Origin of the sequence: Hydrogenophaga sp. YM1 (assembly GCF_016903055.1) — a bacterium.
Taxonomy (GTDB): Bacteria; Pseudomonadota; Gammaproteobacteria; order Burkholderiales; family Burkholderiaceae_C; genus Hydrogenophaga; species Hydrogenophaga borbori.
In genome coordinates, this window is sequence record NZ_CP070223.1 from 42,562 (window position 1) to 56,388 (window position 13,827).

At 70.4% G+C, this 13,827-nt stretch carries 14 protein-coding genes; 6 read left to right on the top strand and 8 right to left on the bottom strand.

Going from position 1 to position 13,827, the window contains the following annotated elements; translation table 11 throughout:
• Window positions 1-12: 12 nt before the first annotated feature.
• The 6 genes from JNX00_RS00195 to JNX00_RS00220 form a co-directional block, all read right to left on the bottom strand.
• Window positions 13-1,077: a dihydrodipicolinate synthase family protein gene (locus tag JNX00_RS00195; RefSeq protein WP_204743750.1), complete on the bottom strand. Its 1,065-nt coding sequence runs from the start codon at window positions 1,075-1,077 to the stop codon at window positions 13-15.
• Between the two features lie 67 nt (window positions 1,078-1,144).
• Window positions 1,145-1,981, bottom strand: a complete 837-nt coding sequence (locus tag JNX00_RS00200; protein WP_204743751.1) for a GNAT family N-acetyltransferase — start codon at window positions 1,979-1,981, stop codon at window positions 1,145-1,147.
• Complete coding sequence (locus JNX00_RS00205) at window positions 1,968-3,047, bottom strand: NAD-dependent epimerase/dehydratase family protein (RefSeq protein WP_139147068.1); 1,080 nt, start codon at window positions 3,045-3,047, stop codon at window positions 1,968-1,970. Before JNX00_RS00205 ends, JNX00_RS00200 begins: the two co-directional genes overlap by 14 nt.
• A 129-nt stretch (window positions 3,048-3,176) precedes the next feature.
• On the bottom strand, window positions 3,177-3,827 hold the full coding sequence (locus JNX00_RS00210; protein ID WP_070399669.1) for a TetR/AcrR family transcriptional regulator: 651 nt from the start codon (window positions 3,825-3,827) through the stop codon (window positions 3,177-3,179).
• A 92-nt stretch (window positions 3,828-3,919) separates the two neighbouring features.
• Window positions 3,920-4,318, bottom strand: a complete 399-nt coding sequence (locus tag JNX00_RS00215; protein WP_070399668.1) for a DoxX family protein — start codon at window positions 4,316-4,318, stop codon at window positions 3,920-3,922.
• A 131-nt stretch (window positions 4,319-4,449) separates the two neighbouring features.
• The gene (locus JNX00_RS00220; protein WP_239478221.1) at window positions 4,450-4,956 is read right to left on the bottom strand and encodes a hemerythrin domain-containing protein; all 507 of its coding nucleotides are present in this window, start codon (window positions 4,954-4,956) and stop codon (window positions 4,450-4,452) included.
• A gap of 139 nt (window positions 4,957-5,095) precedes the next feature.
• On the opposite strand from JNX00_RS00220, the gene JNX00_RS00225 reads away from it, so the two are divergent.
• Window positions 5,096-5,452 carry a hypothetical protein gene (locus JNX00_RS00225; protein ID WP_070399852.1) on the top strand — a complete coding sequence of 119 codons (357 nt, stop codon included), beginning with the start codon at window positions 5,096-5,098 and terminating at the stop codon, window positions 5,450-5,452.
• A 6-nt stretch (window positions 5,453-5,458) separates the two neighbouring features.
• On the opposite strand, the gene JNX00_RS00230 is transcribed toward JNX00_RS00225, so the two are convergent.
• Window positions 5,459-5,761, bottom strand: a complete 303-nt coding sequence (locus tag JNX00_RS00230) for a DUF3892 domain-containing protein (RefSeq protein ID WP_204743752.1) — start codon at window positions 5,759-5,761, stop codon at window positions 5,459-5,461.
• 113 nt (window positions 5,762-5,874) lie between these two features.
• Between JNX00_RS00230 and JNX00_RS00235 the strand changes: the two genes are divergently transcribed.
• Genes JNX00_RS00235 through JNX00_RS00255 form a run of 5 tightly spaced genes read left to right on the top strand, consistent with a single transcriptional unit; the run spans window position 5,875 to window position 12,880 of the window.
• Window positions 5,875-6,462 (top strand): restriction endonuclease subunit S, encoded by a 588-nt coding sequence (locus JNX00_RS00235; protein ID WP_204743753.1) that lies wholly within the window; start codon window positions 5,875-5,877, stop codon window positions 6,460-6,462.
• 24 nt (window positions 6,463-6,486) lie between these two features.
• A complete protein-coding gene (locus tag JNX00_RS00240) occupies window positions 6,487-8,001 on the top strand; it encodes a type I restriction-modification system subunit M (protein WP_204743754.1) in 1,515 nt (504 codons plus the stop codon).
• On the top strand, window positions 7,994-9,232 hold the full coding sequence (locus JNX00_RS00245; protein WP_204743755.1) for a restriction endonuclease subunit S: 1,239 nt from the start codon (window positions 7,994-7,996) through the stop codon (window positions 9,230-9,232). The genes JNX00_RS00240 and JNX00_RS00245 overlap by 8 nt, the downstream gene beginning before the upstream one ends.
• Window positions 9,229-12,351: an HsdR family type I site-specific deoxyribonuclease gene (locus tag JNX00_RS00250; protein WP_204743756.1), complete on the top strand. Its 3,123-nt coding sequence runs from the start codon at window positions 9,229-9,231 to the stop codon at window positions 12,349-12,351. Before JNX00_RS00245 ends, JNX00_RS00250 begins: the two co-directional genes overlap by 4 nt.
• 25 nt (window positions 12,352-12,376) lie before the next feature.
• Entirely contained in the window at window positions 12,377-12,880 is a 504-nt protein-coding gene (locus JNX00_RS00255) for an N-acetyltransferase (RefSeq protein WP_204743757.1), read from the top strand.
• Between the two features lie 14 nt (window positions 12,881-12,894).
• Here the strand turns inward: JNX00_RS00255 and JNX00_RS00260 are convergent, their stop codons facing one another.
• Window positions 12,895-13,815: a MurR/RpiR family transcriptional regulator gene (locus JNX00_RS00260; RefSeq protein ID WP_204743758.1), complete on the bottom strand. Its 921-nt coding sequence runs from the start codon at window positions 13,813-13,815 to the stop codon at window positions 12,895-12,897.
• Window positions 13,816-13,827 lie beyond the last annotated feature (12 nt).

A 13,827-nucleotide genomic window follows, 5' to 3' on the forward strand; every position in this document is an offset into this window, starting at 1 on the left:
TGGGCGCGGCCGTCACGCGAGCCAGCGGCTCAGCCCCTGGGCCACGAAGGCGTCGTCGGCCAGGTCGGCGTGCTGGGCGCAGACGCGGTCGATGGCTTCCTTCTGCCCGGGGCTTAGGCCTTCGTTGGGGTCCAGGCACCAGATGCCTTCGAGCAGGCCCTGGCGGCGCAGCACCTCGTGGCAGCCGGCGATGCAGCCGTGGAAGTTGTTGGCAACGTCGAAGAAAGCGCTGTTGCAGTCGGTGACGCGGCTGTCCAGTGCCAGCATCTCGGCCGAGACCGCCGGCTCGCGCGCCGCCGCCTGGCATTGCTCGAGCAAACGCACCGCGCCCGAGGTCCAGACCGACCAGTGGCCGAGCAGGCCGCCGCGAAAGCGCACGGTCACCGGCTGACCGTCGCGCATGACGGTGAAGGGCGTGAGCAGGTCCAGCACGATGTGGTCGTCGTTGCCGGTGTAGAGCGTCACGCGGTCTTCGGCGCGCGCCTCGACCAGGCCACGCACCACGTCGAGCGTGCGGTAGCGGTGGAAGGGCGCGACCTTGATCGCCACCACGTTGGGGATGGCGGCGAAGCGCGCCCAGAAGGCGGCGCTCAGGTCCATGCCGCCCACGGCGGGCTGGAGGTAGAAGCCCACCAGCGGGATCTCCTGCGCCACGGCCTCGCAGTGGGCGATCAGGGCGTCCTCGCTCTGGCCCTTCATGGCGGCCAGGCTCAGCAGGCCGGCGTTGTAGCCCAGGCCCAGGGCCAGGCGGGCTTCGGCCACGGCCTGTTCGGTGCGGCCGCAGACGCCGGCCACCATGGCCAGCGGGCGGCTGGCCGGCACCCAGGCGCGCGCGGTGTCTATCGCCAGGCGCAGCACCTCCTCGAACAGGCCGACCTCGCGGATCGCGAACTGCGTGGTGTGCACGCCCACGGCCAGGCCGCCCGCGCCGGCGTCGAGGTAGTAGCGGCTGAGCGCGCGCTGGCGGCGCACGTCGAGCTGGCGTTGCGCGTTCAGCGCCAGCGGGTGGGCCGGGATGGCCAGGCCGCGCTGCAGCAGCGCCCGGGTGTGTTGGACTTGGGTGGCGCTCAGGCTCACTGGGTAACCTCCGTGCGGTGCACTGCGGGGCGAGCCCCTTCGGGCGGTCGGGTGGGGCTCATGGGACTCAACCAAATTCGGGGCCGGCGACGACGAACAGCCGCGGGTGGACGGCGGCGATGGGGGCGGCGCCGAGCGCCATGCGCGCGAAGCCGCGCTGGCGGACGAAGCCGTTGTGCTGCAGCCAGGCCGTCAGCGCGATCCAGCGCTCGGGCACGTCGAGGAACACGGGGCCGCGCAGATCGGCCAGCGCGCGCCGCAGCAGCGACAGGGCCAAGGCCTCGTCGGGCGCCACCAGCGGCCCCAGCTGCGTGGCGCGCAGGCCCTGACGGGCCAGCACGAAGCCATGGCCGTCCGGCTCGACCCAGGCGCGCGTACCGGGGCGGCGCAGAAAGTCGATCAGCAGCGCGCCGCGGTCGCAGCCATTGGCCAGCGCATCGAGCCGCGCGATGGTGATCGCGTCGGCCAGGCCGGTGCCGGGCGCCGGCGGCGCGGCCGCCAGCACGCCTTCCCAGCGCGCCAGCGCGAAGCCGGCCTCGAAGCCCAGGCGCGCGTAGGCCGGTTGACCGGCCGGCGTGGCGTCCAGCACCGGCGTCGCGTCCAGCGCGCGCAGGTGGGCGATGCCGTGCTGCACGAGCTGGGTGGCCAGGCCCTGGTGGCGCCACTCGGGCGCGACCAGCACCATGGAGATCCAGCCCAGGCCGCCGGCGTAGGGCAGCGCGGCCGCGGTGGCGACCAGGCGGTTCGCCTCGTTCTCGCGCAGGCCAAAAACCCGGCCCTGGCGCACGAACAGGCGCCAGTCCTCGGCGGTCTGGTTCCAGCCCGCCGCCTCCGACAAGGCCAGGCCATCCGGCGCGTCGGCCGGGCCCAGCACGACCAGGGTCAGGGCCTCAGAAGGCGCCATCCCTGACCTCGAACTTGGTCGGCTTGTTGAAGGCGGGCTGTTCGCGCTTCACCCAGTCGGCCACCCAGTCGAGCATGGCGCCCAGCGGCACCAGCGGGTAGCCGAACAGGCGGCAGGCCAGCGTGGTGTCCGACAGCAGGGCGGTGCTCGCCTCCTGGCCGACCACGCGGGCCGGCACGCCCAGGCGCGCCGCGAACTCGTCCACCAGCCAGCGCACCGACAAGGTCTCGGGCCCGGTGCAGTTGATCGGCGTGGCCGGCACCGTGCAGTGGCGCAGGGACCGCAGCACCTGCGCGTTGGCGTCGCCCTGCCAGATCACGTTCACGTGGCCCATGGTCACGTCCACGGCCTCGCCGCGGTGGACCTTGGAGGCGATGTCGTACAGCACGCCGTAGCGCATGTCGATGGCGTAGTTCAGGCGGAACAGGCGCCCGGGCGAGCCGTGCTGGGCCGAGAAGTACTCGAACATGCGCTCGCGCCCGATGCAGGACTGCGCGTACTCGCCCAGGGGCGCGGGCGGCGTCTTCTCGCTGGCGCCCTGGCGCCCCACGGTGGTGAGCGGGTAGATGTTGCCGGTGGAAAACCCCACGATGCGCGCGCCGCGGAAGGTGTCGGCCACCAGGGCCGGCACGTGCGTGTTCATGGCCCAGGTCAGGGCCTGGTTGTCCTTGGCCCCGAACTTGTGGCCGGCCGCGAAGACGATGTTGGGCACGCGCGGCAGGGCCTCGATGGCGGCGCGGTCCAGCAGGTTGGCGGTGATGGTCTCGATGCCCCAGGCCTCCAGGCGCTGGCGCACCTCGGGGTCGCTGAAGCGCGCCACGCCGATCACGCGCTTGTGCGGCGCGGCGTTCTTGGCCAGGCGCGCGAGCGTGGGGCCCATCTTGCCGGCCACGCCCAGGATCATGAGGTCGCCGTCCACCTGCGCGAGGTCGTCGATCAGGGCCTGGCTGGGCCGCGACAGGAACTCCTCCAACGCCTCGACCGACTCGAAGCGCTCGGGCAGCTGCGCCGGGTCCAGCAGCGCGACACGGTGCTGGGGCGTTCCCCCGGATGGCTGGCTGTGCATGGAATCGCCCTTTCTCAAACTCGATGGAATGAGCATATGGGCGCGTTCCGGCGGCGTCAACCGTTTGGTTGAAATCGGGGATTGGGGTATGCGAGCATGGACGCCCGCCCCCGGCGGTGGCCTGACGGATCAGACGCGCAGGCCGGCCATGGCGAAGGCCACGACGTGCGCGCGGTAGGCGCTGACCGCGGCCGCCGACTGCAGCTCGCGATCGAAGATCGAGGCCAGGGTGAGGCGGTTGGAGAAGAAGAAGTACGACATGCCCGCGACCGAGATGTACAGCTCCACCGGATCGATGCCGCGGCGAAACACCTTGGCCCGGATGCCGCGCGCCAGGGTCTTGGCGATCAGCTCGATCAGCGGCGAGTTGGTGTCGCGGATGGCGCTGGAGTCGCGCACGTGCGGCGCGCCCTGCGCGTTCTCGTGGTTGAGCAGGCCGATGAAGTCGGGGTGCTGCGCGAGGTAGTCGAAGGAGAAGCCGATGAGCGCGGCCATGGCCTCCTCGGGCTTCATGTCGCCCAGGTTCAGGCTGCGCTCCTGCGTCCGGATCTCGGTGTAGACCACCTCCAGCGCCGTGCGGTACAGGTCTTCCTTGCTGCCGAAGTAGTAGTAGATGAGCTGCTTGTTGACGCCGGCGCGCGCCGCGATCTCGTTGACGCGCGCGCCCGTCAGGCCCTTGGCGGAAAACTCCGCGCGGGCCGCCGCGAGGATGGCCGCGCGGGCCGCGCTGCTGTCGGCGTCGGGGTGGCTGGGGGCGGCGGCGCGGCGTGGGGCGGGCATCGTGGTCGGCGGCGGTGCGGGTGCGGTGCGCCGGATTATCGGCCGGGCCTTTTGCGCAGCGGGCGCGGCGTGTGCGGGCCCGCCGCGCCCGCTCAGCGCTGCGGGCCGAGCCGGTGCGTGAACGCCACCACCAGCGCGCTCACCAGGAAGAAGGCCTGCAGCTCCAGGCGCCAGCCGCCGCTGCTGGCCAGGCCCAGGAAGTGGCCCGAATGCACCAGCACCAGCGCCACCACCATGTTGATGGCCACCACCAGCGCGGCCGGCACCACCCAGAAACCCACCAGCAGCATCAGCGGCGCCACCACCTCGCCCAGGTACACCGCGTAGCCCAGGAAGCCCGGCAGCCCATGCGCGCTGACCATGCCCACGATGCCCGAGACACCGCCCGTGATCTTGGCCCAGCCATGGAACAGCATGAGGATGGCCAGGGTCCAGCGCAGCAGCAGCACACCGAAGCGCGGTTGATCGAAGAGGGCGTTGAGAGCGTTCATGAAACCTGAGAGCGGAAAAGGGAGAGACCGTCGGAAGTGACGAGGGGGCAGAGCATGCCACGGCCGAACGGTTCCCCGACCGCCGCGCTCGGCGACACCACCCTTTGCGTGACAGGCCCGCCGGCGCCGCCTCAGCTGGCGGCTGGCACCACCGCGCCCTGGCGGTCCACGGCCAGGCTCTTGTAGGCCTGCGCGTAGTGCTGGCGCATGTGCACCAGGTCCTTGAGGTAGCTGCGGCCCAGGGTCAGCTTGTCCGCCTCGCTGATGAGCTTGCCCGCGAGCTGGAAGAACTTGCGCTCCTCCTCGCGCAGGTGGTGGTGCACCTTGTCGCTCAGCCGCTTGGCCGTCGCCAGCCAGGCCGCGGTGCCTTTGTCGGGCACGCTCAGGTCCTCGCACAGCTCTTCGATGGTGTGGTGCTCGGCCAGGGCGTGGCGCGAGGCGCTGAGGCCGGGGTTGGTCATCAGCATCGGCACGTACAGGAAACGTTCCTCGGCCGCGGCGTGGGCCTCCAGCTCGACCTTCAATGTGAGGAAGACCGTGTCGCGGTCCTGGGGTTTGATGCGCACGAGCCGGCGGCACAGGCGGCGCTGCAGGTCGTGGCTCTGGCGCAGGGCGTCGAAGAGGGTCATGGAGGCCATGGAGCGGTGTTTGTGACAAAAGGGTTCCGTGTGACTTGATCGTCTCCACGCGACAGTCGCCCGTGCGTCGGACAGGTCCGACCCCGCCGTCGGCCCGCGCGCCGTGACGGCGTGCGCCGATTCCGACATCATTCGCGCCATGGACGACGCTTCCCAGATTCACATACCCGAGAGCTTCATTCGCCTGCAGACGCGCCCGGGCCAGCGGCCCGCCCCGCTGGCCCAGCACATCGCCCGCCGCTTCGAGGTCTGCGACGACATGGCCAACGCCCTCGTCACGCGCGCCCAGGAGGTTCAGTTCAAGCTCGGCATCACCGAGCCCGACGTGATCGACAAGGTGCTGGAGGGCCTGCTCGAACTGGCGGGCGAAGAGCCCGACAGCGTGCTTTCGCCCCCCGAAGCCCGCTGGGTGGTGTGCCACATGGCCGAGCAGCTGGGCTGGACTGAGCACCTGAGCCCCGAACTGCGGGCCATGGCCGGCGGGCTGCTGCAGTAAGCCGCCTCAGCCGATCAGCGCACAGCTTCGTCCGCATTCCGGCAGCGTGAGCAGGTGGTCGGTCCAGCCGTCCGCCCGCCGCGTGCGCAGGTAGGGCGTGTGCCCCGGCTCGCGCACCACCGCGAGGCGCAGGCGCTCGCCCGTCTTTCGGTCGAGCAGGTAGTACCCCTCGGTCCCCGACTCGATGCGCCGGACCATGGATTCGAGCGACAGCCGCCAGTGGTTGGCGATGTGGCCCAGGTGGGTGATGTGTTCGTGCCCGCCCTGGCGGTTGAGCCGGCTGGCGCAGTTGATTTCGAATTCGCGCATGTGGTCCTTCCCCTTATTCATGCATCATGTGTTTTGATGCATGAACACATTTAGCTTACTTGTGCCGGCCGAACGGGGCAAGCAAAATTTCGCATCACAGCGATTGATGCATCATGATTTCGTCATTGAAGGCGCTGGCCGAGGTGCGGGCGGGCCACCCATTCCGAGGCAGCGTGCCGGTGGCGGCGCACGGCAAGGCCCGGGTCATCCAGATGCGCGACATCTCGCCCGACGGCGAAGTGGCCTGGGCCAACCTCTCGCGCGCGGACCTGGGCCGCGGCAAGCCGCCGGATTGGCTGCGCGACGGCGACATCCTGTTTGCCGCGCGCGGCACGCGCAACTACGCCGTGTGCCTGAGCCAGACACCGCCCGCCACGGTGTGCGCGCAGTACTTCTTCGTGCTGCGCTGCAAAGCCGAGGGCCTGCTGCCCGAGTACCTGGCCTGGCACATCAACCGCCCCCCCAGCCAGCGCTACCTGCGCAACAACGCCGAGGGCACGGACCAGCTCAGCATCCGCCGTCCGGTGCTGGAAGACATGCCCATCGCGGTGCCCGAGCTGGCGCGCCAGCGCCTGCTGGTCGATCTGGCCGAAGCCGCCCGACAGGAGCGCCAGCGTTTGGAAGCCCTGATCCGCAACCGTGAGCTACAAATCGACGCCCTCGCGCAGGGCCTGCTGGCCCCGCCCGCGCGCCAGGCCTGATCCCGCCGAACCTTCAAGAACGACATGAACGACGACACCGTCATCAGCCAGGACGCCATCAACACCGCGGTCTGGAACGCCTGCGACACCTTCCGCGGCACCGTGGACCCGAGCATCTACAAGGACTACATCCTGACGATGCTCTTCCTCAAGTACATCTCCGACATCTGGCAGGACCACTACGAGCGCTACCAGGCCGCGCATGGCGCCCACCCCGAGCTCATCGAGGAGCTGCTGAAGAACGAACGTTTCGTGCTGCCGCGCAGCGCGAACTTCCGGGCCTTGCACGAGGCCCGCCACCAGCCGGGCAATGGCGAGCGCATCGACCGCGCCCTGCACGCCATCGAGGAAGCCAACCTGGGCAAGCTGCGCGACGTCTTCCAGGACATCAGCTTCAACTCCACCAAGCTCGGCGACGAGGCACAGAAGAACGACATCCTGCGCCACCTGCTGGAAGACTTCGCCCGGCCCGAGCTGAACCTGCGCGAAAGCCGCGTCGGCCAGCTCGACGTGATCGGCAACGCCTACGAGTTCCTGATCAAGAACTTCGCCACCACGGCCGGCAAGAAAGCGGGCGAGTTCTACACCCCGCCCGAGGTCTCGCAGCTCATGGCACGCCTGATGGATCCCCAGGAAGGCGAGGAGATCTGCGACCCCACCTGCGGCTCGGGCTCGCTGTTGATGAAGTGCGCGCAGCTGATCCGCTCGCGCACGGGCCGCCGCCACTATGCCTTGTACGGGCAGGAAGCCATCGGCAGCACCTGGGCGCTGGCCAAGATGAACATGTTCCTGCACGCCGAGGACAACCACCGCGTCGAATGGGGCGACACCCTGCGCAACCCCAAGCTGCTCGATGCCGATGGCCGCCTGCGCCGCTTCGACGTCGTCGTCGCCAATCCGCCGTTTTCGCTGGAGAAATGGGGCCACGAACACGCCGCGAAGGACCCACACCAGCGCTTTCGCCGCGGCGTTCCGCCGCGCACCAAGGGCGACTACGCCTTCATCCTGCACATGGTGGAGACCATGAGGCCTGGCACCGGCCGCATGGCCGTGGTGGTGCCACACGGCGTGCTGTTCCGCGGCGCGAGCGAGGGCCGCATCCGCCAGGTGCTGATCGAGGAAAACCTGTTGGACGTGGTCATCGGCCTGCCGGAGAAACTGTTCTATGGCACCGGCATTCCGGCGGCCATCCTGGTGCTGCGCCAGAACAAGGTCGATGACAAGGTTCTGTTCATCGACGCCAGCCGCGCCTACCAGGACGGCAAGAACCAGAACCTGCTGCGCGCGCAGGACGTGCAGGCCATCATCGATGCCGTGCAGGCGCGCCAGCCCATCGACAAGTACGCCCACCTCGCCACGCGCGAGGAAATCGCCGGCCACGGCTTCAACCTCAACATCCCGCGCTACGTCAACACCTTCGAAGACACGGCCACCGCCGACCTGCCGGCGGTTCGGGCCGAGCGCTTGAAGCTCAAGGAAGAACTCGCCGAACTGGAGTTGAAGATGGCGGGGTATCTGAAGGAGCTGGGGTATGAGTGAGCTGCCCACGGGTTGGACTCGCGCCACCCTGGGTGACATCGCCCGCATCGGCTCCGGCGGCACACCGGACCGCTCTCGGCCAGGCTACTGGGGTGGCGACATCCCCTGGGTCACGACGGGCGAAATCCAGTTCAACACCATCACCGCCACGGCCGAGAAGATCACGCCGCAGGGCATGCGCCACTCCTCGGCCAAGCTGTTTCCAGCGGGCACCTTGCTCATGGCCATGTACGGCCAGGGCCGCACGCGCGGGCAAGTGGCACGCCTGGGCCTGGCCGCCACCACCAACCAGGCCTGCGCCGCCATCCAGGTGCACGCCGAGCACGACCCCGACTACGTCTACCAGTTTCTCGCCGCGCACTACGGCGAAATCCGCGAACTGGGCAACGCCGGCGCCCAGCAGAACCTCAACGCCGGGCTGATCCGCTCCATTCCGCTGCCCCTGCCGCCCCGGCGCGAACAGACGCGCATCGCGCGGATGGCGGGCGACTGGGATCGCGCCATCGCCACCACCGAACGCCTGCTCGACAACAGCCGTCGCCAGAAGCGCGACCTCATGCACGTGCTGCTGTCCAACCGCCGCTCGGTGGTGAACGCGCGGGCGCACTGGGCGCAGGTGGACTTCGACGCCGTCTTCGAGCGCATCACGCGCAAGAACACGGACGGCGACAGCAATGTGCTCACGATCTCGGCCCAGCACGGCCTGGTGAGCCAGCGCGAGTTCTTCAACAAGAACGTCGCCAGCGACGACCTCAGCCGCTATACCCAACTGGCCCCCGGCGACTTCGCCTACAACCGCAGCGCCTCCTCCGGCTACCCGGTCGGTGCCATCAAGCCGCTGGTGGCCTACGACTCGGGGGTCGTCTCCGGCCTGTACATCTGCTTCCGGCGGCGCCCTGGCGCGGAGGTGGACAACGATTTCTATCGCCTCTACTTCGAGGCCGGCATGCTCAATGAGGCGATCACCGGCATCGCGCAGGAAGGCGCTCGCAACCACGGCCTGCTCAATGTGAGCCTGAAGGACTTCTTCAAGCTGCCGCTGCACCTGCCGCCACTGGATGTGCAGCGCCGCATCGCGGCCATCCTGCGCGGGGCCGAAGCCGAGGAGTACAGCATCGCCGCCCAGATCGAGGCGCTGCGCCTGGAGAAGCGCGCGCTGCTGGGCGAGCTGTTCAGCGGTCGCCGGCGCGTGCGATTGCCCCCGGCCCAGACCGTCGCGCCACCGGCATGAACGCCGCGCTGCGCTGGCTGGCGAGCCTGGGCTGGCGCCACCGGCCCGCTGCCGAGGCGGCGCGCTGGCGCGGCGGTCCGAACGACGTCCTTCTGCGGCCTCGCCTGATCCAGGCCCTGCAGGCGCACCGCTTCGACTACCGGGGCGAGCGCTACCCGCTCTCGCCCGGTGGCATCGACCAGGTGGTGCGCGAGGTGGAGGGGCTGTCCCTGGCCGATGGCCTGCTCGCCGCCAACGAACGGTTCTACCGCCTGCTCACGCTCGGCGTCACCGTCACCGAGTTCATGCCCGATGGCAAGAAGCACCAGCCCACGGTGCCGCTGGTCGACTGGCAGACCCTCGACACCAACCAATGGGACGCGGTCGAATCGCCTGAACTGCACACCACCATCGGCGCGCACCCGCGCCGACCCGGCGTCCTGGGCTACGTGAACGGACTGCCGCTGGTGGTCATCGAGGGCCCGGCGTCAGGCGGCCACCCCCACACGGCCTCGGTGCACGAGGCCATCCAGCGCCAGCTGCACCACCAGCGGCCCGACGAGACACCGGGGCTCTTCGTCTACGCCCAGCTGCTGCTGGCCCTGGGCGCAGACGAGGCGCGCTACGCCACCACCGGCACGCCCCCACGCGCCTGGGCGCGCTGGCGCGAGGAGCCCGCCGACGGCCCCGGGCTCAGCGAGCCCGAGCGGACCGTGCGCGCCCTGTTGCGGCCCGAGCGGCTGCTCGAACTGCTGCGCCACTTCGTCCTGTTCGACCGCCGCCTGGGCAAGGTGATCGCGCGGCCGCACCAATACTTCGGCGTGCGGGCTATGCTCCAGCGCATCCAGCAGCGCCGCGCCGACGGCGCCCGCCAGGGCGGCGTGCTCTGGCACACCACGGGCTCGGGCAAGAGCCTGACCATGGTCTTCCTGGCCAGGGCCCTGGTGTTCCACCCCAACACGCAGGCCTGCCGCGTCCTCGTCGTCACCGACCGCCTCGACCTCGAAGACCAGCTCGCGCGCAACTTCACGAACGGCGGCGCCTTCGGCTCGGCTGCGGCCGCGAAGAAGGACGGCGAGAAGGCCCGCGTGGGCAGCGGGCGCGAGCTGGCGCGCCGCATCGGCCGGGGAAGCGAGCGCATCGTGTTCACGCTGGTCCACAAGTTCGCCACCGCCGCGCAGCAGCCCGAGTGCTACAACCCCTCGGCCGACATCGTGGTGCTGGTCGACGAGGGCCATCGCAGCCATGGTGGGCAGCTGCATGAACGCCTGCGCCGGGTGCTGCCGCGCGCGGCCTGCCTGGCCTTCACGGGCACCCCCCTGCTCAAGGAGGAAAAGACCTCGCAACGCTTCGGGCCCATCGTGCACGCCTACACCTTGCGGCGCGCGGTGGACGACGGCACCGTGGTTCCCCTGCTGTACGAAGAGCGCGTGCCCGAGATGGGCGTCGACGACGACGCCGCCAACCACTGGTTCGACCGGGTCAGCGCCGGCCTCACGCCTGAACAGACCGCGGAACTCATGGGCCGCTACACGAGCCGGCGCGCGGTGTACGGCGCCCCCCAGCGCATCGAGCTCATCGCCTGGGACATCGCCCAGCACTTCGAGCGGCACGTCAAGCGCCTGGGCCTCAAAGGCCAGGTGGCCACGGCGAGCAAGCTCGACGCGATCCGCTACCACCGCTGCCTGGAGGCCACGGGCCTGGTGAGCAGCGCCGTGATCATGTCGCCGCCCGACAACGGCGAAGGCCACGAGGCCATCGACGACCAGGGCCGGCTCGAGGTGCAGCGCTGGTGGGACGCCCACGTGGGCCGCGACGCACAGGCTCACGAGAACCGCGTGCTGCGCGATTTCAGTGGCGACGGCGGGCCTGACCTGCTGATCGTTGTCGACCGGCTGCTCACCGGCTTCGACGAACCACGCAATGCCGTTCTGTACATCGACAAGCCACTGAAGGCGCACAACCTGATCCAGGCCGTGGCGCGCGTCAACCGCCTGCACGAGGCCAAGCGCCACGGCCTGCTGGTGGACTACCGCGGCATCCTGCGCGAGCTGGACAGCGCCTTGCGCGACTACCAAAACCTGGAAGCGCGCACCCAGGGTGGCTACGAACTCGACGACGTCGAGGGCCTCTACCGACCGGTGAGCGCCGAGTACCGCCAGCTGCCGACCCTGCACGCGGCCCTGCGCGCCCTGTTCGGCGAGGTGCGGGACCCGTCCGACCTGGAGCAGTACCGGCAGGCCCTGATGCCCCGCTTCGTGGACAGCGGCAGCGGGCAAGGCATCGACGCCCAACAACAGCGCCGCGAAGCCTTCTACGCCGCCCTGCGGCGCTTCACGCAGTGCCTGCAGACGGCCGAGGCCTCGCGCAGTTTCTTCGACGATCCGCAGGTGTCCGAACAGGCCATCGCCACCTACCGCGCCGAACGGCGTTTCTTCAATGGCCTGCGCCGCATCGCGCAAGGCGATGCCCAGGAACCCGAGGACCGCAGCGACAGCGGGCCCGAACACCGGCGCCACGCCGAGGGTCCGTGCTGGCAGCGGCTGGCGGTGCGGGAACCGCAAGGTGCGTACCTATTGAACCCGCCGGCACGGACCGACGCGCCCGAGCGCTGGAGCGTGGAGAAGGCCCGCAACGAAGCCGACCTGGTCCGCACGCGCCTGCGAAAGACCATCCAGGTGGAGCTGGCCGACGACCCCTACGCGCAAACGGTGTTCGCCGACCAGCTGAAACAGGCCGTCGCCCAGGCGCAGGCCTTGTTCGACCAGCCGCTCAAGCAGTACATGCTGCTGGTGCGTCTGGAAGACCGGGTCGCGACCCGAACGGTGGACGGCCTGCCCAGCGCCTTGGCGGACCATCCGCAGGCGCGGGCCTATTGCGGCATCTGCCGGCTGGTGCTGGGCGAAGAGGCGTTCGCACGCACGCCACCCGACGCCTGGGCGAGGCAAGCCCTGTCCATCGACGCGGTGGTGGGCCGGGCCATGGTCGAGCACTCGCTCAACCCGCACAACATCGGTTTCGTCATTCGTCAGGCCTTGCTGCCCGAGCTGTTCGCGCTCATGGGACTGGAGCAGGCCCGGGCGGTGATTGAACGGGTGGTGGAGGTGGCGCGGGTGAGGATGGAGCGGGCCTCCCGATGAACGCCCCGCCCCGACAATCCCCTCCATGCAGCTGCGCCCCGAACACCCCACCGACGCCCCCGCCATCGCCTCGCTGCTCGCCCAGGCCTTCGCCAACCACCCCCACAGCGCCGGCACCGAACCGGCCATCGTGCGCGAGCTGCGCGCGGCCGGCGCGCTCACGCTCTCGCTGGTGGCCGTGGACGGGGCCGATGGCCTCGTCGGTCACGTCGCCTTCTCGCCGGTCACCATCGCCGGCCGCGCCGGGCGCTGGTACGGCCTGGGGCCGATCTCGGTGCGGCCGTCGCGGCAGCGCTCGGGCATCGGCGCCCGCCTGATGGACGAAGGGCTGGCGCGCCTGCGGGCCCTGGGCGCCGAGGGCTGCGTGGTGCTGGGCGAACCGGCCTACTACGGCCGCTGGGGTTTCGTGGTGCACGAGGGCCTGGTCTGTCCCGGCGTGCCGCCCGAGTACTTCATGGCCCAGGCCTTCGGCGGCGCCGCGCCGCGCGGCGAGGTGGCGTACCACGCGGCGTTCTCGGCCACCGCCTGATCGGTCGGCGGCGCTCAGCCGGTCTCGATCCCCAGGCCCTCGATGAAGCCCTCGCGGCGCGCCAGCGCCTGCAGGGCCTTGTCGCCCAGCTCGCGCGCCACCAGGTTGATCAGGCCTTCGCAGAACACCACGTAGGCGCCCATGCTGTTGCTGATGAAGCTGCTCTCGTGCGGGATGAAGAAGGCGTGGCGCGCGGGCGGCGCCAGCGGCGAGGCGCGCGTGTCGGTGATGGCGATGACGTGCACGCCGGCGGCGGCGGCGGCGCGCGCCACGTCGGCCACCATGCGGGTGTAGGGCGCCACGCTGCAGACGATGAGGGCGTCGCCCGGCGACATCTGGGCCAGACTTTCGGCCACGCCCAGGCCCGGGCCGTCGGCCAGCGCGACCTCGGCGCGCAGCATGCCCAGGCCGTAGGTGAGGAAGCTGGCGATGGAGTGGATCTGCCGCAGGCCCAGGATGCGCACGTGCGGCGCGCGCGCCAGCAGGCGCGCGGCCTTGCCGAGTTCGGCCTCGTCGAGCTGGCCCAGGAAGGCGTCGACATTGCGGATGGATTCCTGCGCCAGCTTGGCCACCACGCCGCGCGCGGTGCGCGGGCTGTCGGCCGAGGCGTCTTCCAGCAGGCGGTGCGCCTGCTGCGTGTAGAAGTGGGGCCCGCCCTGCAAGGCGTGCTCGCGGAACACGGCCTGGAAGTCGGTGAAGCCGGCGAAGCCCAGGCGGGTGGCCAGGCGCGTGAGGGTGGAGGGGTTCACGCCCATGCGCTCGCCCAGCTCGGTGATGGTGCTGAGCGCCACGTCCTTGGGCTGCTCGACCAGCCGCGCCAGCACCGCGAGCGCCTTGCCGCCGAGCGAGACGCTGGCGTCGCCGCGGCCGATGGCGACGACGAGCGCGCGCAGCCCGTCCACGGTGTTCGCCACGGGCGGAGCGGGTTTCGGCATGGGTGGGGGCGG

Coding starts and splice junctions, on each gene's coding strand:
- JNX00_RS00205 (WP_139147068.1), bottom strand. CDS start 3,047: ATGCACAGCCAGCCATCCGGGGGAACGCCCCAGCACCGTGTCGCGCTG.
- JNX00_RS00250 (WP_204743756.1), top strand. CDS start 9,229: ATGAACGCCGCGCTGCGCTGGCTGGCGAGCCTGGGCTGGCGCCACCGG.
- JNX00_RS00235 (WP_204743753.1), top strand. CDS start 5,875: ATGATTTCGTCATTGAAGGCGCTGGCCGAGGTGCGGGCGGGCCACCCA.
- JNX00_RS00225 (WP_070399852.1), top strand. CDS start 5,096: ATGGACGACGCTTCCCAGATTCACATACCCGAGAGCTTCATTCGCCTG.
- JNX00_RS00260 (WP_204743758.1), bottom strand. CDS start 13,815: ATGCCGAAACCCGCTCCGCCCGTGGCGAACACCGTGGACGGGCTGCGC.
- JNX00_RS00210 (WP_070399669.1), bottom strand. CDS start 3,827: ATGCCCGCCCCACGCCGCGCCGCCGCCCCCAGCCACCCCGACGCCGAC.
- JNX00_RS00220 (WP_239478221.1), bottom strand. CDS start 4,956: ATGGCCTCCATGACCCTCTTCGACGCCCTGCGCCAGAGCCACGACCTG.
- JNX00_RS00245 (WP_204743755.1), top strand. CDS start 7,994: ATGAGTGAGCTGCCCACGGGTTGGACTCGCGCCACCCTGGGTGACATC.
- JNX00_RS00200 (WP_204743751.1), bottom strand. CDS start 1,981: ATGGCGCCTTCTGAGGCCCTGACCCTGGTCGTGCTGGGCCCGGCCGAC.
- JNX00_RS00240 (WP_204743754.1), top strand. CDS start 6,487: ATGAACGACGACACCGTCATCAGCCAGGACGCCATCAACACCGCGGTC.
- JNX00_RS00255 (WP_204743757.1), top strand. CDS start 12,377: ATGCAGCTGCGCCCCGAACACCCCACCGACGCCCCCGCCATCGCCTCG.
- JNX00_RS00230 (WP_204743752.1), bottom strand. CDS start 5,761: ATGCGCGAATTCGAAATCAACTGCGCCAGCCGGCTCAACCGCCAGGGC.
- JNX00_RS00215 (WP_070399668.1), bottom strand. CDS start 4,318: ATGAACGCTCTCAACGCCCTCTTCGATCAACCGCGCTTCGGTGTGCTG.